This window comes from Mycobacterium sp. DL (assembly GCF_039729195.1).
In the GTDB taxonomy this organism is placed as follows: domain Bacteria; phylum Actinomycetota; class Actinomycetes; order Mycobacteriales; family Mycobacteriaceae; genus Mycobacterium; species Mycobacterium hippocampi_A.
The window spans coordinates 3,154,718-3,173,990 of the sequence record NZ_CP155796.1 but is presented as its reverse complement, the minus strand read 5'-3'; the positions used below and the strand labels follow the sequence as shown (position 1 = coordinate 3,173,990).

16 protein-coding genes are annotated in these 19,273 nt (G+C 67.4%); 11 read left to right on the top strand and 5 right to left on the bottom strand.

The features are described from left to right. Positions 1-10: 10 nt before the first annotated feature. The 6 genes from ABDC78_RS15030 (at position 11) to ABDC78_RS15005 (ending at position 6,861) form a co-directional block, all read left to right on the top strand. Entirely contained in the window at positions 11-1,603 is a 1,593-nt protein-coding gene (locus ABDC78_RS15030) for a regulator (protein WP_178356861.1), read from the top strand. A gap of 130 nt (positions 1,604-1,733) precedes the next feature. Continuing rightward, complete coding sequence (locus tag ABDC78_RS15025) at positions 1,734-2,327, top strand: helix-turn-helix domain-containing protein (RefSeq protein ID WP_178356884.1); 594 nt, start codon at positions 1,734-1,736, stop codon at positions 2,325-2,327. Further along, positions 2,320-3,393 (top strand): hypothetical protein, encoded by a 1,074-nt coding sequence (locus ABDC78_RS15020; RefSeq protein ID WP_178356862.1) that lies wholly within the window; start codon positions 2,320-2,322, stop codon positions 3,391-3,393. Before ABDC78_RS15025 ends, ABDC78_RS15020 begins: the two co-directional genes overlap by 8 nt. Beyond that, on the top strand, positions 3,320-5,056 hold the full coding sequence (locus ABDC78_RS15015) for a tetratricopeptide repeat protein (RefSeq protein ID WP_256735827.1): 1,737 nt from the start codon (positions 3,320-3,322) through the stop codon (positions 5,054-5,056). Before ABDC78_RS15020 ends, ABDC78_RS15015 begins: the two co-directional genes overlap by 74 nt. A 9-nt stretch (positions 5,057-5,065) precedes the next feature. Then, on the top strand, positions 5,066-5,545 hold the full coding sequence (locus tag ABDC78_RS15010; protein WP_178356863.1) for a nucleoside deaminase: 480 nt from the start codon (positions 5,066-5,068) through the stop codon (positions 5,543-5,545). Positions 5,546-5,547: 2 nt separating this feature from the next. Continuing rightward, positions 5,548-6,861 (top strand): alpha-amylase family protein, encoded by a 1,314-nt coding sequence (locus ABDC78_RS15005; protein ID WP_256735831.1) that lies wholly within the window; start codon positions 5,548-5,550, stop codon positions 6,859-6,861. Positions 6,862-6,865: 4 nt separating this feature from the next. On the opposite strand, the gene ABDC78_RS15000 is transcribed toward ABDC78_RS15005, so the two are convergent. Then, positions 6,866-7,306, bottom strand: a complete 441-nt coding sequence (locus ABDC78_RS15000) for a DUF1810 domain-containing protein (protein WP_178356865.1) — start codon at positions 7,304-7,306, stop codon at positions 6,866-6,868. A gap of 344 nt (positions 7,307-7,650) precedes the next feature. Between ABDC78_RS15000 and ABDC78_RS14995 the strand changes: the two genes are divergently transcribed. Further along, positions 7,651-8,646, top strand: coding sequence for an alpha/beta hydrolase family protein (locus tag ABDC78_RS14995; RefSeq protein WP_178356866.1), 996 nt, complete (start codon positions 7,651-7,653; stop codon positions 8,644-8,646). A gap of 71 nt (positions 8,647-8,717) precedes the next feature. Here the strand turns inward: ABDC78_RS14995 and ABDC78_RS14990 are convergent, their stop codons facing one another. Next, complete coding sequence (locus ABDC78_RS14990; protein ID WP_178356867.1) at positions 8,718-9,995, bottom strand: GNAT family N-acetyltransferase; 1,278 nt, start codon at positions 9,993-9,995, stop codon at positions 8,718-8,720. A 71-nt stretch (positions 9,996-10,066) separates the two neighbouring features. Further along, positions 10,067-10,828, bottom strand: coding sequence for an SDR family oxidoreductase (locus ABDC78_RS14985; RefSeq protein ID WP_178356868.1), 762 nt, complete (start codon positions 10,826-10,828; stop codon positions 10,067-10,069). Between the two features lie 135 nt (positions 10,829-10,963). Between ABDC78_RS14985 and lon the strand changes: the two genes are divergently transcribed. Genes lon through ABDC78_RS14965 form a run of 4 tightly spaced genes read left to right on the top strand, consistent with a single transcriptional unit; the run spans position 10,964 to position 15,323 of the window. Continuing rightward, positions 10,964-13,288 carry an endopeptidase La gene (gene lon / locus ABDC78_RS14980; protein ID WP_178356869.1) on the top strand — a complete coding sequence of 775 codons (2,325 nt, stop codon included), beginning with the start codon at positions 10,964-10,966 and terminating at the stop codon, positions 13,286-13,288. A 24-nt stretch (positions 13,289-13,312) separates the two neighbouring features. Continuing rightward, positions 13,313-13,645, top strand: a complete 333-nt coding sequence (locus tag ABDC78_RS14975; RefSeq protein ID WP_178356870.1) for a TfoX/Sxy family protein — start codon at positions 13,313-13,315, stop codon at positions 13,643-13,645. Positions 13,646-13,681: 36 nt separating this feature from the next. Continuing rightward, positions 13,682-14,314, top strand: a complete 633-nt coding sequence (locus ABDC78_RS14970; protein ID WP_178356871.1) for an endonuclease — start codon at positions 13,682-13,684, stop codon at positions 14,312-14,314. A gap of 10 nt (positions 14,315-14,324) precedes the next feature. Then, positions 14,325-15,323 carry a malate dehydrogenase gene (locus ABDC78_RS14965; RefSeq protein ID WP_178356872.1) on the top strand — a complete coding sequence of 333 codons (999 nt, stop codon included), beginning with the start codon at positions 14,325-14,327 and terminating at the stop codon, positions 15,321-15,323. Between the two features lie 9 nt (positions 15,324-15,332). On the opposite strand, the gene ABDC78_RS14960 is transcribed toward ABDC78_RS14965, so the two are convergent. Beyond that, positions 15,333-16,808, bottom strand: a complete 1,476-nt coding sequence (locus tag ABDC78_RS14960; protein WP_178356873.1) for an acetyl-CoA acetyltransferase — start codon at positions 16,806-16,808, stop codon at positions 15,333-15,335. Next, the gene (locus ABDC78_RS14955) at positions 16,805-19,171 is read right to left on the bottom strand and encodes a CoA transferase (protein WP_178356874.1); all 2,367 of its coding nucleotides are present in this window, start codon (positions 19,169-19,171) and stop codon (positions 16,805-16,807) included. Before ABDC78_RS14955 ends, ABDC78_RS14960 begins: the two co-directional genes overlap by 4 nt. Positions 19,172-19,273 lie beyond the last annotated feature (102 nt).

The following is a 19,273-nucleotide window of genomic DNA, read 5'->3' as shown; positions in this document are numbered from 1 at the left end:
AGAGGATCCGATGAGCACTGAAGTCACCAATCCGACCGCCGATTCCCCCACGGAGAAGCCGATCTCCATACCGTGGTGGACCCGCGGTGACACCAACGCGTTCTTCGGCCTCGGATTCAACATCCTGGTCAACGTCCTCACACTGACCGGGTTGATGATCGGCGTCATCGCCGTTCCCGCCGACGACGTCCTGGGCACCGTGCTGCCCGCGCTGGGCGTGGCACTCATTCTCGGCAACCTCTACTACACATTCCTGGCGCGTCGACTTGCTCAGCGAGAGAACAGATCTGATGTCACTGCTCTGCCGTACGGGCCGAGCGTGCCGCACATGTTCATCGTGGTCTTCGTCGTCATGCTGCCGGTCTATCTGGCCACCGACGACCCGATCCAGGCCTGGCAGGCCGGTCTGGCGTGGGCATTCCTGATCGGTGTCATCGTCATGATCGGCGCCTTCGTCGGTCCGTACATTCGAAAGCTGACACCGCGCGCGGCGATGCTGGGAACCCTTGCGGGCATTTCCATCACCTTCATCTCGATGCGGCCGGCGGCCCAGATGTGGGAGGTGGCCTGGATCGGCTTGCCCGTCCTGGCCATCATCCTCATCGGCTTCTTCACCAATGTGAAGCTGCCGGGCGGTGTTCCGATCGGATTGCTCGCGCTGCTGGTCGGCACCGCGATCGGCTGGGCGGGCGGCTACATGTCCGCTCCCGACGTCGGCCAGGCCGTCAGCGACATCGCCATCGGTATCCCCGACCTGCGATTCGATCTGCTGTTCAACGGGCTCTCCGACCTCGCGCCGCTGCTGGGCACCGCGATTCCGCTCGGCGTGTACAACTTCACCGAGGCGATGAGCAACGTCGAGAGCGCCGCCGCGGCCGGCGACAACTACAACCTGCGCAGCGTACTTCTCGCCGACGGTGCCGGAGCGGTGGTCGGTTCGGCGTTCGGGTCGCCGTTCCCGCCTGCGGTCTACATCGGTCACCCGGGGTGGAAGGACGCCGGTGGCCGGGCGAGTTACTCGCTGGCCAGCGGCGCCGCCATCGGAATTCTCTGTTTCGTCGGGCTTTTCGGGGTTCTTGCGGCACTGCTGCCGGTGCCTGCCATCGTGCCCATCCTGCTCTACATCGGGCTGCTGATCGGTGCGCAGGCGTTCCAGGCGGTACCCCGGCTGCACGCTGTGGCGGTGGTCGCCGCGCTGTTGCCCAACCTGGCCGAGTGGGGTCGAGGCATGATCGACAACGCGCTCAGCGCCGCGGGGACATCGGCGACCGAGGTGACCGCTGAAGCGTTGAACAACGCGGGTGTGGTCTATGACGGACTGAAGACGCTCGGCGAGGGCGCGGTGCTGGTCGGACTCATCCTGGGCACGATGGTCACGTTCATCCTGGACAAGAAGTTCCTCTACGCCGCTGGTGCGTCGGCAGTGGGAGCCGCGCTGTCCTTCATCGGGCTCATCCATGCCCCTGAGGTCGCGTGGGCGGCGAGTCCGCAGGTGGCGCTGGGCTACCTGTTCTTCGGGATCGTCTGTGTCGCCTTCTCGTTCCTGCCCGGGGCCAAGGACCCGGTGGAGGTCGACGAGTCCGATGTCGTGGCGGGGCACTGAGTCCGGCGCCGTCTCGCTGATGCGCAGCGGGGATGGCGGTCACACCGGGAACGCCACGTGACTTAGTTAACCTAATTTATCGTGGTCAGTTGTCTACGAAGTCCGCTAGCCTCGGGAGGTGCCGAACCGACTGCCCGATCGTGGCCTCAGCGCCGACCCCCGCGCCGAGCGAGTCCGCACGCGACTCCGAGCCGCGGCGTTCGAGCTGGCGCACGAGCGTGCGGTCGACGAGATCACCGTCGGGGAACTGGTCACCAGGGCCGACGTCAGCCGTCAGGTGTTCTACCGGCATTTCCGCGACCGCGACGACGCCGTCGCGGCGGCGTTCACCCACGCGTTCGCCGCGGCGGTGGCCGGCGACGCCGCCGCCGACGCGCGTGGCCGCATCCTGCAACTCTTCGGGTTCGCCTCCGAACACCGGGCGATGTACCACAACGTCATACCCAGTGCTGTCACGCAATCGGTGGTGACCGCGTTCCGCGCGGCGTTGCTCCCGGCATGCGCCGAGATCGCCGCGCAGGGCATGGCTGTGCTGGACACGATCGCCCCCCTGCCCCCGGAGTCGGTGACCCGCTTCCTCGTCGGCGGGTTCATGGAGGTGCTGCGGTCGTGGATGGAGGATCCCGAGGCCGCTGACCTGCACGCGCGCGTGAGCGCAGCCCTGGACACCGTCGACGCGCTGCTGGGCATCGCGTCCACTCAGAAAGGACCTCACCGTGGGTAGACACCACGACACTCCCGTCGTCCCGTCCTACCGCGATCGCTCTGCGCTGCGCACCACGGTGCTCGCGCTGGCAGCGTTGACCGTGTTCGTCATGGCGATGGTCGCGAGCTACTCCGGAGCATTCGCCAAACCGACCCTGCACCATCTGACGGTTGCGGTGTCTGCCCCGGCACCGGTCGTCGACGGTCTGCGGGCCGAGAATGCCCTGGCCGTCACAGAGGTCGGTGACCCCGCGGCCGCCCGACAGCAGGTGTACGAACGCAAGGCCGACGCCGCGTTCGCCGTGACCGGTGAGAACACGATGGCGATCTACGTCGCCGGTGGCGGCGGGCACAGCGTGGCGCTGGCGGCCACGACCGTGGGGCAGCAGGCGGCAGAGCAGGCGGGCCTGACACCTGTGGTCGAGGACGTCGCGCCGACGTCGGCCGGTGACCCGTCCGGCACCGTCGAGTTCTACGCCGTCATCTTCATCTCCATCGGCGCGTCGCTGGGAGCCGCGCTGCTCGGCAGGCTGATGGGCGCGGTGCGAACACCCGCGACACTGGGCCTGCGCACGCTGTCGCTCGCGGTGTTCTCGGCGGTCCTGGCCGGCGTGGTCACCGTGTACGTCGGACCCGTGCTGGACGCGTTGACGGCCCACCCCTGGCAGGTTTTCGGCGTGCTGTGGCTCTACGCGATGGCCGTCGGCGGCGCGGTCACCGGCGTCGCCGCGGCATTCGGTGCCGTGGCCTCGGTGCTGCTCGGACTGTTCCTCGTGGTGGTCGGCAACGCGGCAGCGGCCGGGCCCGTCGGGCGGCCCCTGCTGTCCGGCTTCTACTCGACGTTCACCGCCGTCGTCCCCCAGGGTTCGGGGGTTTCGCTGCTGCGTAGCGTGTCGTACTTCGGAGGCCATGGCGCCGCCGCACCTCTGGTCACGCTGGCTGTCTGGGCTGCCGCGGGATGCCTGCTCGCGGTGCTCGCCACCGCGGCGCGGGTGAACTATCGTGCCCTCTATGAACGCCGCGCCGGGGATGCTCGGCGAAGCCGAGGGCTACTACGATCTCGGCTCGTACCATCGACCGATTGAGACCTCCTCGGCCGCGGCCCAGGTCTGGTTCGACCGCGGCATGATCTGGTCGTATGCCTTCAATCACGACGAGGCGATCCGCTGCTTCGAGCGGGCGCTGGCGCTCGACGGCGACCTCGCGATCGCGAGGTGGGGTATCGCGTATGCCGTCGGACCGAACTACAACAAGGCTTGGGAGGCATTCGATCCCGTCGAGTTGGCGGCATCGCTGAGCCGGGCCAGGACGGAACTGCGACTGGCCCGCGACGGCCGCGCCTCCGCCGTGGAACGCGCCCTGATCGAGGCGCTGGCCGCCCGATTCCCCACCGATGATCCCGATGACAGCGAGGCCCTGCAGGCCGGGCACTCCGCGTATGCCGATGCGATGGCGGCGTTGGCGCCGGCTCATCCCGACGATATCGACGTGGCCGCCTTGACGGCCGATGCGTTGGTGAACGTCACGGCGTGGGCGCTGTGGGACAGCCGAACCGGCGAGCCCGCCCCAGGCTCACGGGTGGTGGAGGCCAAGAGGATCCTCGACGACGCGCTGGCCACCCCCGCCGGACGGGAACACCCGGGAATCCTGCACCTGTACCTGCACACGATGGAGATGTCGACGACGCCGCAGGAGGCATTGCCCGCGGCGGATCTGTTGCGCGACCTGGTTCCCGACGCCGGTCACCTCCGGCACATGCCCAGCCACATCGACGTGCTGTGCGGCAACTATCACGACTCGGTGCAGTCGAATCTGGCTGCGGTACAAGTGGATCGGCGATTTGTCGAGCGCGAGGGCGAGCTGAACTTCTATTCGCTCTACCGGGCGCACAATCTGCACTTCGTGGTGTACTCGGCGATGTTCGAGGGAAACTCCTCGATTGCCCTGAAGGCGGCCGAGGAACTCGCCGGCCAACTCTCCCCCGACCTGCTCGCCATCGAGTCACCGCCGATGGCCGACTGGCTTGAAGCGTTCGTGCCGCTGCGGGTTCACGTGCTGGTTCGCTTCGGCCGGTGGGACGAGCTGATCGGCACGCCGCTGCCCGAGGACCCCGACCTGTACTGCACGACCACGGCCACCATCCACTACGGGCGCGGTGTGGCCCTGGCGGCGTCGGGGCGAACCGCTGAGGCCAGGGCCGAGCGAGACCTGTTCGCGGCCGCCTACGCACGGATTCCGGAGAGCCGCTATCTGTTCAACAACACCAGCCGGGATATCCTGGCTGTCGCCGCCGCCATGTTGGACGGCGAGATCGCTTATCGTGCAAGTGCGTTCGACGATGCCTTTGCGCATCTGCGGCGCGCGGTGGAGCTCGACGACTCGCTCCCCTACGACGAACCATGGGGCTGGATGCAGCCCACCCGGCATGCGTACGGCGCGCTGCTGCTCGAGCAGGGCCGGGTCGAAGACGCGGCACAGGTCTACGCCGCGGATCTCGGGTTGGATCCGACACTGAGCAGGCCCTGCCAACACCCGGGCAATGTGTGGAGCCTGCACGGATACCACGAGTGCCTGACACGCCTCGGCCGCGATGCGGAAGCAGCCATCATCGGCAGGCAACTCGAGCTCGCGTCCGCGCGTGCCGACGTCCCGATCCGTGCGTCGTGTGCCTGCCGTCTCGAGGCCACTGACGCGCCTTCCGGCGGGGAGCAGGCCGACGACGCATGCTGTGAGACCCCCGTTCCGTAGACTCCGGATGTGGCAGTCAGCGGAGACGACCTCGAGCACCTGCGGCGGTGCACCGATCTGGCGCGTATCGCGCTGCAGGGAGGAGACGAGCCGTTCGGTTCACTGCTCGTCGACGGCTCAGGCACAGTGCGTTTCGAGGACCACAATCGAGTCCGGGACGGCGACGCCACCCGCCACCCGGAGTTCGCCATCGCCAAGTGGGCGGTCGACAACCTGACACCCGAGGAACGCGCCCGAAGCACGGTGTACACCTCGGGTGAGCACTGCCCGATGTGTGCAGCGGCACATGGCTGGGTGGGACTGGGGCGCATCGTCTATGCAGCGTCCTCGGCTCAGTTGACACAGTGGCTGCAGGCCTGGGGCGCGCCGTCGCCGCCGGTGGCCGCGCTGGCCATCACCACCATCGCGCCCGGCGTCGTCGTCGACGGCCCGGTGCCCGAACTCACGGAGACGATGAAGACGATGTATCAGCAGGCGTTCGCCCGATGACCATGGAGCGTGTGACAGAACCCGATTGGGTCGAGCACGTCATCTGGTGGCAGATCTATCCGCTGGGCTTCGTGGGGGCTCACCCGGCTGATCCGCCGCCGACGGCCGACGAGCACCGGATCCGCAGGATCGTCGACTGGCTCGACTACGCGGTCGAACTCGGTGCCTCCGGCTTGGCGCTGGGGCCGGTGTTCGCCTCACGCAGCCACGGGTACGACACCACCGACCATTACCGCATCGACCCCCGGTTGGGTGACGACGCCGACTTCGATCACCTTGTCTCCGAGGCTCATCAGAGGGGCCTGCGGCTGCTGCTCGACGGTGTCTTCAACCACGTCGGAACAGACTTCGCCCGCTATCGCGATGCCGTCGACGGCGGCGACACCTCGTGGTTCCGGGTGCGCGGCGGCACGTTCGCGAACTTCGAGGGTCACGACGGGTTGATCGCGCTCGATCATCGGAACCCGGAGGTCGTCGACTACACGGTGGACGTGATGCGGCACTGGCTCGGTCGCGGGGCCGACGGCTGGCGCCTCGACGCGGCCTACGCTGTGCCCGACAGTTTCTGGGCGGAGGTGCTGCCGCGGGTGCGTGCGGAGTTCCCGCAGGCGTGGTTCGTCGGGGAAGTCATCCACGGCGACTACGGTGCCCACGTCCGTAGAGCAGGGTTCGACTCCATCACGCAGTACGAACTCTGGAAGGCCATCTGGAGCAGCCTCAACGACGCGAACTTCCATGAGTTGGACTGGACGCTGACGAGGCACAACGAATTCCTCGACACCTTCGTCCCGTTGACGTTCATCGGCAACCACGACGTCACCCGGATCGCCAGCATGGTGGACAACCCGGCCCACGTCGAACACGCGCTGGCAATTCTGCTGACCATCGGAGGCACGCCCAGCGTCTACGCCGGCGACGAGTCCGCTTACCGCGGGGTCAAAGAGGAGCGGTTCGGCGGCGACGATGCGGTCCGGCCCGAATTCGGTTCTCCCCATGAGGGAGTGGGCGAGCACGGGCAGCAGGTGTTCCGGGCACACCAGCATCTCATCGGCCTGCGGCGGCGCCATCCCTGGTTGCACACTGCGCGGACCGCGCCGCTGCACGTCACCAACCATGGGTACGTATACGCGGCCCGAGACGGTGACAACACTCTGATCGTCGCACTCAACGTCGCCGACGAGCCGATGCCGGTGTCCTTGTCGGAGTTGGGGTTCGGCACCGCCGAAATGGTGGCCGGTTCCGGCGCGCCGCCGCCGGATGTCGTTGCCGAGGCGGTGGTGCCCGCCCACGGCTGGCTGGTGCTGGTGCCGCGCTGATCCGTCAGTCCAGCAGCTCCAACGTCGCGGGGTCGTGCTTCCCGTCGTAGAACGCGTCCAGCACCGCACCGAACACCGGGTCCCCGCCGGCTTGGGCGAACAACGTCATCGACGAGCGCACTTTGAGGTCGTCCGGATATCCGAAGATCTCGTGTGCCGTGCGGCCTGCGTGAGCGAGCAGCGTTGCGGCACAATCGCGTAACCGCGGTCCGAGAACGGGATGGTCGAGGTACGCCCGCGCCTCGGCCGTCGACGAGATTCCGAACTCGTGCGCTGTCGTGCTGTGGCCGAGGCCTCGCAGCTGCGGGAAGATGAACCAGATCCAGTGGCTGCGCTTGGTGCCCGCGCGCAGTTCGCCGAGCGCCGTCGGATACACCCGGTCCTGAGCTTCGACGAAGCGACCGAGGTCGAACGGGTCGGCGGACTTCGAATCGTCGACGGTCATCACCCCGAGCTTCGCAGAAGGCGGGGCACCCTTCAACAGGTGTTTGCCAGAGTCGCGGGCGACAGCCTGCGGCAGCTGACAGCCCCGAACTCGGGTCGGCTGCGTGCTGGCTGGTCATGACGTCGTTCGGGTGCGGAATCAACCACATATTTCACACTGGCCACAGGCCGACGCGGCCGGTCGCGAGTCCGTGCCGAGTCGCAACCGTTAGCCAACCGCGACATCGATTCGCTGTGTCGGATCGGCGACCGGGCCCTCGGAGCGTGTTGCATTACCCCTGCACACAAACGGCATCAATTGCCAGGCACGCAGGACTTGTACAGAAAGGTGGGTTGGTTGCCGGTATGGAGTTGAGAGAGAAGTTTCGAGGTAAGTGGGTGCGCCGGATGGCCGCTGCCGCCATGGCGGCTGCAGCACTACCCGGGCTGATCGGCTTCGCCGGGGGTCAGGCGACCGCGGGAGCGTTCTCCCGGCCGGGTCTTCCCGTCGAGTATCTGGATGTGTTCTCCCCGGCGATGAATCGCGACATCCGCGTTCAGTTCCAGGGTGGTGGGCCGAACGCGGTGTACCTGCTCGACGGCCTTCGTGCCCAGGACGATTACAACGGCTGGGACATCAACACGCCGGCGTTCGAGTGGTACTACCAGTCCGGTCTGTCGACGGTGATGCCGGTCGGCGGCCAGTCCAGCTTCTACACCGACTGGTATCAGCCGTCGCGTGGCAACGGCCAGGACTACACCTACAAGTGGGAGACGTTCCTGACCCAGGAACTCCCGGCGTGGTTGGAGGCCAACCGCGGTGTGTCGCAGAACGGCAACGCAGTTGTCGGTCTGTCGATGGCCGGCAGCGCGTCGATGAACTACGCGATCTACTACCCGCAGAAGTTCATCTACGCGGCTTCACTCTCGGGCTTCCTCAATCCGTCCGAGGGCTGGTGGCCGATGCTGATCGGCCTGGCGATGAACGACGCGGGCGGCTTCAACGCCGAGAGCATGTGGGGTCCGTCCTCGGATCCGGCGTGGAAGCGTAACGATCCGATGGTCAACATCGCTCAGCTGGTGGCCAACAACACCCGGATCTGGGTCTACTGCGGCACCGGCACCCCGTCGGAGCTGGATAGCGGAACCCCCGGCCAGAACCTGATGGCGGCACAGTTCCTCGAGGGCTTCACCTTGCGGACCAACATCAGCTTCCGTGACAACTACATCGCGGCGGGCGGCGCCAACGGCGTCTTCAACTTCCCGTCGAACGGCACGCACAGCTGGGGCTACTGGGGTCAGCAGCTGCAGCAGATGAAGCCGGACATCCAGCGGGTGCTCGGGGCACAGAACACCGCCTGACAACCCACACCCAGGGAGCCTGCCGTTTCCCCCGAACGGCAGGCTCCCTGCTGTGTTGGGGCGTGACGATTTCACAGCCGGGTGCGGCTGTCGATGTCCTCGTTGAACTCGTCGAGCATCGCCTCAGTCAAGGTCGGGCGGGTCTCCGCGATCGCTGCGAGGTAGTCGTCGGTGCACGCGGGCTCGCCTCGGCGGAACTCGATCTCGCGTTCGAACGCACATTGTGCGCCCTTGCGGGCGGCGAACTCGATGTCGGCCGGAGTGAACATGTCGGTGGCCTCCACGAGTTTGTCGATCTCGACCGAGTCCGCGGTGGCACCGAGGTATCGCATCCAGATGGCCCGGCGCGCGAGCACATCGGGTGGTCCGACCGGGATGATGTAGTCGAATCGGCCCGGCCTGAGAAACGCCGAATCCAGGGAGCGCACCGAGTTGGTCGCGCAGATCAGAAGCCGCTCCTCCTGCTGGCGGAACGTCGGTATGAGCTTGAGGAGTTCATTGGTGACACCGTGGGCAGGATCCGACCGGATCCCGGAGCGTAACCCGGCGATCTCCTCGACCTCGTCGATGAAAACCACCGCAGCATCGAGTTCGGTCAGCGTGTCGAACATCTCCCGCAGTGCCGTGGGCATCGTGACCTCCGGCGCCGCGAGTCGGGACGGGAAGAGCTCGACGAAAGGCCAACCGAGCCGTCCGGCAACTGCTTTGGCGAAACTGGTCTTGCCCGTTCCCGGCGGGCCGAACAGGATGACCGCCTTGGGAGGTGACACCCCATAACGGTCTGCCACGTCTGGCTGAGCCAGCGGCAACACGATGCGCCGCTCGATCATGAGCTTCTCGGTGTCCATGCCGGCCATGGCATCCCAGAGTCCGCGACCCATGATCCGGCCGCCGAGCGCAGTCAGCAATCCGGCGTCGGACGGCCCGACATGATCGACGCTCTCGAAGTAACTCAGATCGGTGCGCTCCACGTAGCCGGAGTTGCGCAGGGCGGCGGTCCCGGTGGCTGTTGCCGGCAGCAGCGCACTGATCCGTCGCGCCCCTAGGGTACGTAGTCGCAACTCCAGTTCGGCAAGCAGAGCGCTGCCGATGCCCCGATCACGCCAGCGATTGCTCAACGCCATCATCGATATCCAAGCGCGATCGCCGCTGACCCGGGCGACCGCCATTCCGACCAGTTGATCCCCCACGACTGCCACCACCGCGGGTTGACCGCAGCGCGCGGTTGCCACCACCTCGGAGACCGGGAACGCGTGCGGTGCGTCTGTAGCGTCGCGGCTCTGATCCCAGACCGAGATGGCCTGGTCGAGGTCGTCGTCGTGGAAGTCGCGTAGGCGCCATGGGGGCATACAGAACAGATCTACCGACTCGTCCGCGTCGCCACATCTCCCCCACGGGTGGTTTTGTGGGGGAACCCGAATCAGCCCTGGGCGGTCGGGCGGATGGTCAGGTCGCCGATCTCCACGTCGTGCGGTTGTTCGATGACAAAGGCGACGGCTCGCGCGACTGCTTCCGGTTCGAGCCCGAAAGCATCCATGTCGGAGCGGATCCGGGCCCGCAGGGCCGGGTCGCTGATTCCCCCGTCCAGTTCGGTGCGGACGAATCCCGGCGAGATGGACGTGGTGCGGATGACGCCGTCCGTGGATTCCTGGCGCAGTGCCTCCATCACGGTGCGTACAGCGTTCTTCGTGGCGGCATACACCCCCATATCGGGCACGATCTTCAGACCGGCCGTCGACACCGTCGTGACGAAGTGGCCGCGCTTCTGCTTGCGGAATACGGGTGTGGCTGCGGCGATTCCGTGCAGCACCCCGCGTAGGTTGACGTCGATCATGGCGTCCCAGGCGTCGACGTCACCGTCGCCGAGCGGACCGATGTCGCTGATGCCGGCGTTGGCGACCAGGACGTCGAGCCCTCCGAAATCGTCCACCGCCGTGTTGATCAGGTGCGTCATGTCCCCCGCACGGGTGACGTCGACGGTGACGGTGGCCACCTGCCCGCCGCCTGCTCGTAGTTCGTCGGCAAGAGTTTCCAGCCGTTCGGTGCGGCGGGCGCCGAGCACGAGCCGTGCGCCCCGGCGCGCCAGCAATCGGGCAGTGGCCTCTCCGATGCCGCTGCTCGCTCCTGTGATCGCGACGATGGAGCCACTGATCGGGTCGTCGCCTATCGGGTGTTCGGTCATCTTGCTAGAGACACCTCGACGGGATCGGCTATTCCACCGTTCTGCTCTCGGCGATATGGGGGCGTGCGGAGCGCTCCGGGGAACAATCGGGCCGCGGCCAGGGTTGAGCGCATCAGATTCAACTTTGGAGGATTCATGGCTGAAGCCACATCAGTGCCGGTCTTGTTCATCAGCGAACCGATCGTGTTGCCGGGAATGGTGGTGCCGATCGAACTCGATGACGCCGCCCGCGCGGCCGTCGACGCGGCTCAGGCAAGCGACAGTGGGAAGTTGCTGATCGCACCGCGCCTTGCCGATCGTTACCCCACCTATGGCGTCCTCGCCTCGATCGTCCAGGTCGGACGGGTGCCCGGCGGCGGGGCCGCCGCAGTCGTACGCGGCGAGAAGCGCGCGCACATCGGCTCCGGGACCACCGGCCCCGGTGCGGCGCTGTGGGTCTCGGTGGAAGAGGTCGCCGAGACAGCCGAGGCCACCGAGGAGACCGTAGCGTCCGCCGCGGAGTACAAGAAGCTGCTGCTGGCAATGCTGCAGCGGCGCGAGGCATGGCAGATCGTGGACGTGGTCAACAAGATCACCGATCCGTCGGCGCTGGCGGACACGGCGGGTTACGCCGCGTACCTCACCGACGTCCAGAAGAGGCAACTGCTGGAGACCGAGGATGTGCAGGCGCGGCTGCGTGCGCTCATCGACTGGACCAGCGAGCACCTGGCCGAGGTCGAGGTGAACGACAAGATCGCCGAGGACGTCCGCTCCGGGATGGACAAGCAGCAGAAAGAGTTCCTGCTGCGTCAGCAGCTCGCGGCGATCCGTAAGGAGCTGGGCGAAGGCGAGCCCGACGGCTCCGACGACTACCGGTCCCGGATCGAAGCCGCCGATCTGCCCGACAACGTGCGCGAGGCCGCGTTGCGGGAGGTCGGGAAGCTGGAACGCTCGAGCGACCAGAGCCCCGAGGGCGGTTGGATCCGCACGTGGCTCGACACGGTCCTGGACCTGCCGTGGAATACGACGACGGAGGACTCGACGGACCTGAAATCGGCCCGGGAGATCCTCGACGCCGACCACCACGGCTTGGAGGACGTGAAGGATCGCATCGTCGAATACCTCGCTGTGCGGGCCCGGCGCGCGCAGCGGGGCATGGCCGTGGTCGGTGGCCGCGGCTCCGGCGCAGTCATGGTGCTCGCAGGCCCTCCGGGCGTCGGCAAAACCTCGCTCGGTGAATCCGTGGCCCGCGCGCTGGGCCGGAAGTTCGTCCGTGTCGCCCTCGGTGGGGTGCGCGACGAGGCCGAGATCCGTGGCCACCGGCGCACCTACGTCGGTGCACTACCGGGCCGGATCGTGCGGGCCATCGGCGAAGCAGGATCGATGAATCCGGTTGTGCTGCTGGACGAGATCGACAAGGTGGGCTCCGACTACCGCGGTGATCCGAGCGCGGCGCTGCTCGAGGTGCTGGACCCCGCGCAGAACCACACCTTCCGTGATCACTACCTCGATCTCGATCTGGATCTGTCCGATGTGGTGTTCCTGGCCACGGCCAACGTGATCGAGAACATCCCGTCGGCGCTTCTGGACCGCATGGAGCTGGTGCAGATCGACGGTTACACCGAAGACGACAAGGTCGCCATCGCCCGTGACTACCTGCTCCCCCGGCAGGCCGAACGCGCGGCCCTGACCCCCGACGAGGTCACGGTCACCGACGCTGCACTGCGCAAGATCGCAGCCGACTACACCCGCGAACCGGGCGTGCGGCAGTTCGAGCGACTGCTGGCCAAGGCGCTGCGGAAAGCCACCACCAAACTGGCAGCCGACCCCGCGCCGTTGACCGTCGACGAGCCGGATCTTGTTGGTTACCTGGGCCGTCCGCGCTTCACGCCCGACTCCGAAGAGCGCACGGCGGTTCCCGGTGTGGCGACCGGGCTGGCCGTCACCGGGCTCGGTGGTGATGTCCTCTACATCGAGGCCGGCGCCACCGATGGAGAACCCGGCCTGCAGTTGACCGGTCAGCTGGGCGACGTGATGAAGGAGTCGGCGCAGATCGCGCTGTCCTACGTCCGCGCGCACGCCGACCAGTTGGGTGTCGATCCCAAGGCGCTGGACCGCAAGATCCACGTGCACGTGCCCGCGGGCGCGGTGCCCAAGGACGGTCCGTCGGCCGGGGTGACGATGGTGACGGCGCTGGTCTCGATGGCCACCGGACGCCAGGTGCGTGCCGACGTCGGAATGACCGGCGAGGTCACGCTGAACGGCCGGGTGCTGCCGATCGGCGGGGTGAAACAGAAGTTGCTGGCCGCTCAACGTGCCGGACTGTCAACCGTTTTCATCCCGCAGCGCAACGAGCCGGATCTCGACGACGTGCCGGCCGAGGTGCTGGCGGCACTCGAGGTGAAGCCGATGACCGACGTGGCCGAGATCGTCGCGCAGGCTCTCGAGCCCGCCACCGAGGCGGCATTCGTCGCGGCCTGACAGCGGCCGCGGTAGCGTCGCGCCATGGCCTACGACGTCGATCTCGCCGACCGGGTCAGGGAACTGCTCGCCGCCGAACGGGGCGTCGAGGAGAAGCTGATGTTCGGCGGCCTGGCCTTCCTCGTCAACGGCAACATGTCGGTCGCGGTCAGCTCCTCCGGCGGCATCATGGTGAGGGTGCCACCGGAGGAGACCGAGCGGCTGCTGGCCCGGACATACGTGGAACCAATGATCATGGCGGGCAGGCCTACCCGCGGCTGGGTGCGCGTGCTCGCCGACGGGATCACGACGAAGCGCCAGCTCCTGCCGTGGGTCACCCGCGGCGTGGGTTTCGCCAAGAGCCTGCCCCCGAAGTAGCGATTCGGCACGCCGGCACCCGGGTAGACGGTGGCCATGGGCTATCAGGACACCACCCGCCGCCTCCTCGAGGCTGCCGGTGAGACATACGCCGAAGAAGCCGGCATCCGGCTCGACGACAAGCCGATGCCGCTGTTCGAACTGCTGGTGCTGTGCATGCTCGCCAGCAAGCCGATCGATGCCACGACCGCGACACGTGCCGCGCACGAGCTTTTCGCCGAGAAGCTGCGCACTCCCGCCACCGTGCTCGAGGCCGACCGCGCGACGATGATCGAGGCCTTCGGGCGGGCGGGCTACGCGCGCTACGACGAGAGCTCGGCCACTCGTCTGGTCGACATTGCGACCGCGGTTCGGGACGACTACGACGGAGATCTGCGGAGTCTGGCTTCGCGGTCCGGCCACGACGTCGCGCAGGCCACAAAGCTTCTCAAGGAGTTCAAGGGCATCGGTGACACCGGCGCCGACATCTTCCTGCGCGAAGTTCAGGACGTCTGGACATGGGTGCGCCCGCACTTCGACGAGCGGGCCACCCGCGCCGCGACGCAGCTCGGCCTGCCGGGTGAGGCCGACAAGCTGGCCGAGCTGGGCGGCACCGGGTGCGCTCGGCTGGCGGCGGCGCTGGTGCGGATTTCGCTGGACACTCGGCTCCGGGAGAAGGTCGCGGCCTAGGGTGGGGCCCATGTCAGCACAGTCACCGACGCCGGTCACCGTCGCTGTTACCGGCGCTGCAGGCCAGATCGGCTACGCCGCCCTGTTCCGCATCGCTGCCGGAGCGATGTTGGGGCACGACACTCCGGTTGTGCTGAGGTTGTTGGAGCTGCCCGGTGCGGTGCGCGCCGCCGAGGGTGTGGTGATGGAACTCGACGACGGTGCGTTCCCGCTGCTGGCCGGCACCGAGGTATTTGATGATCCGGTCAAAGGATTCGACGGGGTGGACGTCGCCCTGCTGATCGGCGCGAAACCGCGCACCAAAGGAATGGAGCGCGCCGACCTGCTCGAAGCCAACGCGCAGATCTTCGCCACCGCGGGAAAGGCGCTCAACGCCGGAGCCGGTGCTGACGTCAGGGTGCTGGTCGTCGGTAACCCGGCCAACACCAACACGATGGTGGCCGCCGCCCACGCCCCCGAGATTCCCGGTGAGCGATTCACGGCGTTGACCCGCCTGGACCACAACCGCGCGATCGCGGCGATGGCCCGCCACGCGGATGTGCCGGTTTCCGACATCAGCAAGATGACCATCTGGGGCAACCACTCACCCACGCAGTATCCGGACGTCTTCCACGCTGTCGTGGGTGGCCGGTCCGGAGCTGACTATGCGGCTGACACTCGTTGGCTCACTGATGATTTCATCCCGACGGTCGCGCGTCGGGGCACCGCGATCATCGAGGCACGCGGTGCGAGTTCGGCGGCGTCAGCGGCCAACGGTGCGATCGACCACATCGACGACTGGATACACGGGACTCCCGACGGCGACTGGACCTCGGTGGCGTTACCCTCCCCCGGCGCCTACGGCATCGACGAGGGCCTGGTGTGTTCGTTCCCGTGTCGCTCCGTCGGTGGACGTTGGGAGATCGTCGAGGGCCTGGACGTCAATGCGTTCTCCCGCTCCCGTATCGACGCCTCGGTCGCCGAACTGCGCGCCGAACGTGACGCGGTGGCCGCGCTCGGGCTGCTGTGACCGGCAGCGCTACGTGAGCGAGGCCGTCCCGTCGGGGTGAACCCGGACCGACGCACCCGCGATGTCGTCACGCACGGTCGCCGAGGCGCCGTCCGCGTCGGTGATGACTGCGAGCACCCGGGCGTCCTCGGGTGTGCGGACAGCCAGAAAAGCCTTCTCGGGCCGCCCGTCCCGGTCGACGGGCGTGGTCCATGACTCGACGGTGCCCACCCCGGACCAATCCACCAGCGCGGTTCGGGTGGGTTCCCGGTCGACCGCGGGTTGGACATCCTCCCATCGGAACTCATGCTCCGGGGGTTGGGTTCCGTAGACGCCGAAACTGTGTTTGGTGAGGTATCCGCCGTTGGCGGTGATCAACCCGCGGGTGCCGGGTTGCGCGACGAGTTGCTCGGCCATCGTGGCGATCGAGTGGCTGACATAGTTGTTCCACGGTCCGCCCGCGAAGGTGAGTCCACCTGTGACGGTCAGCGGGCGGCCCGGATCCCCGACCGGCAATCCGAGTTCTCCGGCCGCGACCTGGACCGCGGACGGAAAACAGGAGTAGACGTCGACGAGCTCGATGTCGTCGATGGTGGTTCCGGCGAGCTCCAGGGCCCGCGCACCGGCGATCCTGATCGCCGGTGAGGTGTGGAACTCGGCTCGCTCGCCGATCGCATAGGTGTCATGCGAATCGGCGCCCGCGTACGGGAAAACCCAACCATCTGAGGCGATCTGGAGATGTGTGGCCTTCTCTGCCGAGGCGAGGACCAGCACCGCGCCCTGGTCGACCATGTTGTTGGAGTTCATCAGCTTGGTGTACGGCCAGCTGATCATCCGGTTGCTCGGCGAAGGCTGCCATATCTGTTCCGCCGTCAGCGCTTCGCGGTTCCAGGCATGCGGGTTGGTTGCGGCGACCGCGCTGAATTGCGCCCACAGCTCACCGATCCGGCGCCGGTGGTCATCGGGCGTCTCACCGGCGGCGATCCGCACCGCCTGTTCGAACATCGGGTAGACGTAAGCCGGTCGATCGAGGTTGATGCGGAGTTCCGCGGGCCCGGCCATCGGGACTCCCTCATCGGATCCCGGCGCCAGTGGAACCGAATCGTCCTGCTGCGTCCAGTCCGGCTTCTTCCCGGCGGCGCGGAGTCGGCTCCTCGTGCGCCAGGTCTCCGCGCCGGCGATCAGCACGACGTCGGCCCGGCCCTGCTGGATGTCCAGACAGGCGAGGTTGACCAGCGTCTGGGGTACGTTGCCGCCGACGCCGGTGTTGCGTGTCTCCGCCCCGTTCGCCCGAATGCGTTGTGCAAGAAGCAGTCCCGGGTCACGGTACCGCCACGACAGCAGATTGACGATGCGCACCGAGTCGACCGCTTCGAGCACCCGCGGGTCGGCCGCAGCGCGCGCCGCCTGCACCATCAAGTCGATGGGTTCGACGCTGGGATCCTCGGTGTGCTGATTGATCTGACCGTAGCCGACGAGCACCGGTGTCCTGGGGTCCAGTGTCATGGAAGACCTTTCTCGCTCTGATTCTCGTAGGTGAACAGCGCGCCGTCGGCGATCAGCCCGTCGATCTGTGCGGCGCTGAGCCCGAGGGCCTTCTGGCAGACCATCCTGGTGTGTTCGCCGGGCATGGGCGCGGGACGCAACTCCGACCGCGGTATGCCGACATACGGTGCCGGGCCGGTCTCCGACGGGATCGGTGTATCCAGCAGCGGATGCACCATATCGGTGAGTAGTCGCCTGGAGATGATCTGCGGGTCCGCGGCGACGTCGGCCGCCCGATTCATCGGCGCGGCGGCGACGCCGAGACCCTGGAGTCGAGCCGCGACCTCGTGCTTGTCCCGGTTCGCTGTCCACCGTGACAGTGCAGTGATCACCTCGGCGCGGTCCCCGGGCAGGTCGGTGTCACCCATCAGCCCCGCGACAGTCCCGCGCTGCGCGTCCGGTATCGAGATGACGCACCATTCGTCGTCGCCGGCGCACGGGCAGACCGCGTGAATCGTCTCGTCCCCCACCACGGAGATCCCCGCGGCTGCGGCAGACTCGGTCACATACGCGCCCGCGAGCTGATTGATGGCGGCTTCGGCCTGTGAGATGTGCACGTGAGCACCGGCGCCGGTGCGCGTGCGACGGATCAGCGCTCCCACAGCGGCGATCGCAGTGAGTCTGCCGACGACATGGTCCGGAAAGATCGTGGTCGCGTCGTAGAACGTGTCGGGTTCGGCGTCGCGGGATGTCCACAACCGGGTGATGCCGGTGGAGGCCCGCACGAGTGGGCCGTAGCCCATCTGTGCACTCCACGGCCCGCGATCGCCGAATGCGCTGCTCTCGGCAAGCACGATGGCGGGGTTCAGCGCCCGAAGCCGGTCGTAGGAGAACCCCAGCGCGGCCAGCGTCCCGGGCTTGAAGTTCGCGAACACCGCGTCGGCGCCCTCGACCAGTCGACCGAACAGTTCGGCGCCGGACCGGTGCCGCAGATCCAGGCCGAGGCTGTACTCGTTGCGGTGGGTCAGAGCCCAGGATCGGCTCATCGGCCTGCCCGGCGGGGCCTGCCGAAGTCCGTCGGGATAGACCGGACTCTCGACCTTGATGACCTCGGCACCCAGATCGGCGAACAACCGGCCCAATTCACCGCCGGCGACGATCACTCCGAGGTCGAGGATCCTGATGCCGTCGAACGGGCGCGACGGGTGCCAGGAATCCCCTGCCGGCGAGGGTGACGGCCGGGGTACCGACCATTCGGGCTCGTCGGTGCCTGCGGGCGGCGCCGCGTGCCGGTACCCGTGGTGGTGTCCGTCGACCACCAGCGGACCGACCGGCACGGTCACCGTGACGTCGGGGGCCAGGGTGGCCTCGGACAACGCTCCCACGCTGCGAAAGTGCTCTGCCGACAACGCTTCTGTGGGCGTCAGCACTGCCGCGATCGGCACCCCGCGCGCCTGGCCCTGCGTGACCAGATCGGCCATCGTCTCCGGTGCGAACAGTTCGGCGATGGCGGCGTTGAGTTCACCGGAGGCGGCGTACCGTGCGGCGATGGTGTCGAATTCGGGGCCTGCGAACTGCGCGGGCTCACCCAGCCAAGCCCTCATCCCCCGCCACTGCCGGGCAGACAGCAGGCAGATCCGGACGAAGCCGTCGCTGCACTCGAAGATGGGGTAGATCTGCTGGTTGCGCGGGCGGCCACGCCACAGTTCCGTGGTGGCACGCAGGCCGACGGCCGCCTGCCCCTCGGATCCGAAGGGCGGGTCGAGAGCCTGAACCACGGCCTCGAATCGGGAGAAGTCGATGAAATCACCGGTGCCGCTGCGCAATCGATGGAAGTACGCCGCCAGCACCGCCCATGCCGCCTGCACCGCCGCGGTGGCGGACGCGACACCGTCGGGTGGCAGCACCGGGGTGCCGGATGTCGGCCCGGTCCGTGACAGAGCCGACGACAGCGCATAGAACACCGCGTCGGTGGCACACCAGGATGCGTGGGGCCCCGTAGTGCCGAAGTCGGTGACCGACAGGGTGACCAGATGTCCGAACTCCTCGGACAGGGCCCTGCACGATGTGCCGAATGCCGCTGTGCCGCTGACAGTTCCGGAATCGATCACGATATCGGCACTGCCCGCCAGCGAGATCAGGCGCCGGCAGTCGTCCGGGCGATCCGGGTCCAGTTGCGCGCAGCGCTTGTTGGCGTTGTTCAACAAGAACGTGATACCGACGCCGGCGACACTGGGGGCTGCGCGCCGAACTGAACTTTCACCGGGCTGTTCGATCTTGAGCACCTCGGCGCCGAGGTCGGCCAGGATCCTGCTGACGCCGTCGCCCGCTCCCGAAGCCAGATCGAGCACCCGCACAGCGGCCAGCAACGGTTCCTCACCCATTCACCGTCCTGCCCTTCTGCCGCCGTCGGTGACTGCCCACCATAACGATGCGCAGAAGATTAACGTCCGGGCCATCGGGTACGGGTTGGACCACACCCCGAT

Bases quoted from the DNA above. Each gene is read 5' to 3' on its own strand.
- ABDC78_RS14965 (WP_178356872.1), top strand. From the start codon at position 14,325: ATGTCAGCACAGTCACCGACGCCGGTCACCGTCGCTGTTACCGGCGCT.
- ABDC78_RS14990 (WP_178356867.1), bottom strand. From the start codon at position 9,995: ATGCCCCCATGGCGCCTACGCGACTTCCACGACGACGACCTCGACCAG.
- ABDC78_RS15000 (WP_178356865.1), bottom strand. From the start codon at position 7,306: ATGACCGTCGACGATTCGAAGTCCGCCGACCCGTTCGACCTCGGTCGC.
- ABDC78_RS15030 (WP_178356861.1), top strand. From the start codon at position 11: ATGAGCACTGAAGTCACCAATCCGACCGCCGATTCCCCCACGGAGAAG.
- ABDC78_RS15015 (WP_256735827.1), top strand. From the start codon at position 3,320: ATGAACGCCGCGCCGGGGATGCTCGGCGAAGCCGAGGGCTACTACGAT.
- ABDC78_RS14955 (WP_178356874.1), bottom strand. From the start codon at position 19,171: ATGGGTGAGGAACCGTTGCTGGCCGCTGTGCGGGTGCTCGATCTGGCT.
- ABDC78_RS14995 (WP_178356866.1), top strand. From the start codon at position 7,651: ATGGAGTTGAGAGAGAAGTTTCGAGGTAAGTGGGTGCGCCGGATGGCC.
- ABDC78_RS14975 (WP_178356870.1), top strand. From the start codon at position 13,313: ATGGCCTACGACGTCGATCTCGCCGACCGGGTCAGGGAACTGCTCGCC.
- ABDC78_RS14970 (WP_178356871.1), top strand. From the start codon at position 13,682: ATGGGCTATCAGGACACCACCCGCCGCCTCCTCGAGGCTGCCGGTGAG.
- ABDC78_RS14960 (WP_178356873.1), bottom strand. From the start codon at position 16,808: ATGACACTGGACCCCAGGACACCGGTGCTCGTCGGCTACGGTCAGATC.
- lon (WP_178356869.1), top strand. From the start codon at position 10,964: ATGGCTGAAGCCACATCAGTGCCGGTCTTGTTCATCAGCGAACCGATC.
- ABDC78_RS14985 (WP_178356868.1), bottom strand. From the start codon at position 10,828: ATGACCGAACACCCGATAGGCGACGACCCGATCAGTGGCTCCATCGTC.
- ABDC78_RS15005 (WP_256735831.1), top strand. From the start codon at position 5,548: ATGGAGCGTGTGACAGAACCCGATTGGGTCGAGCACGTCATCTGGTGG.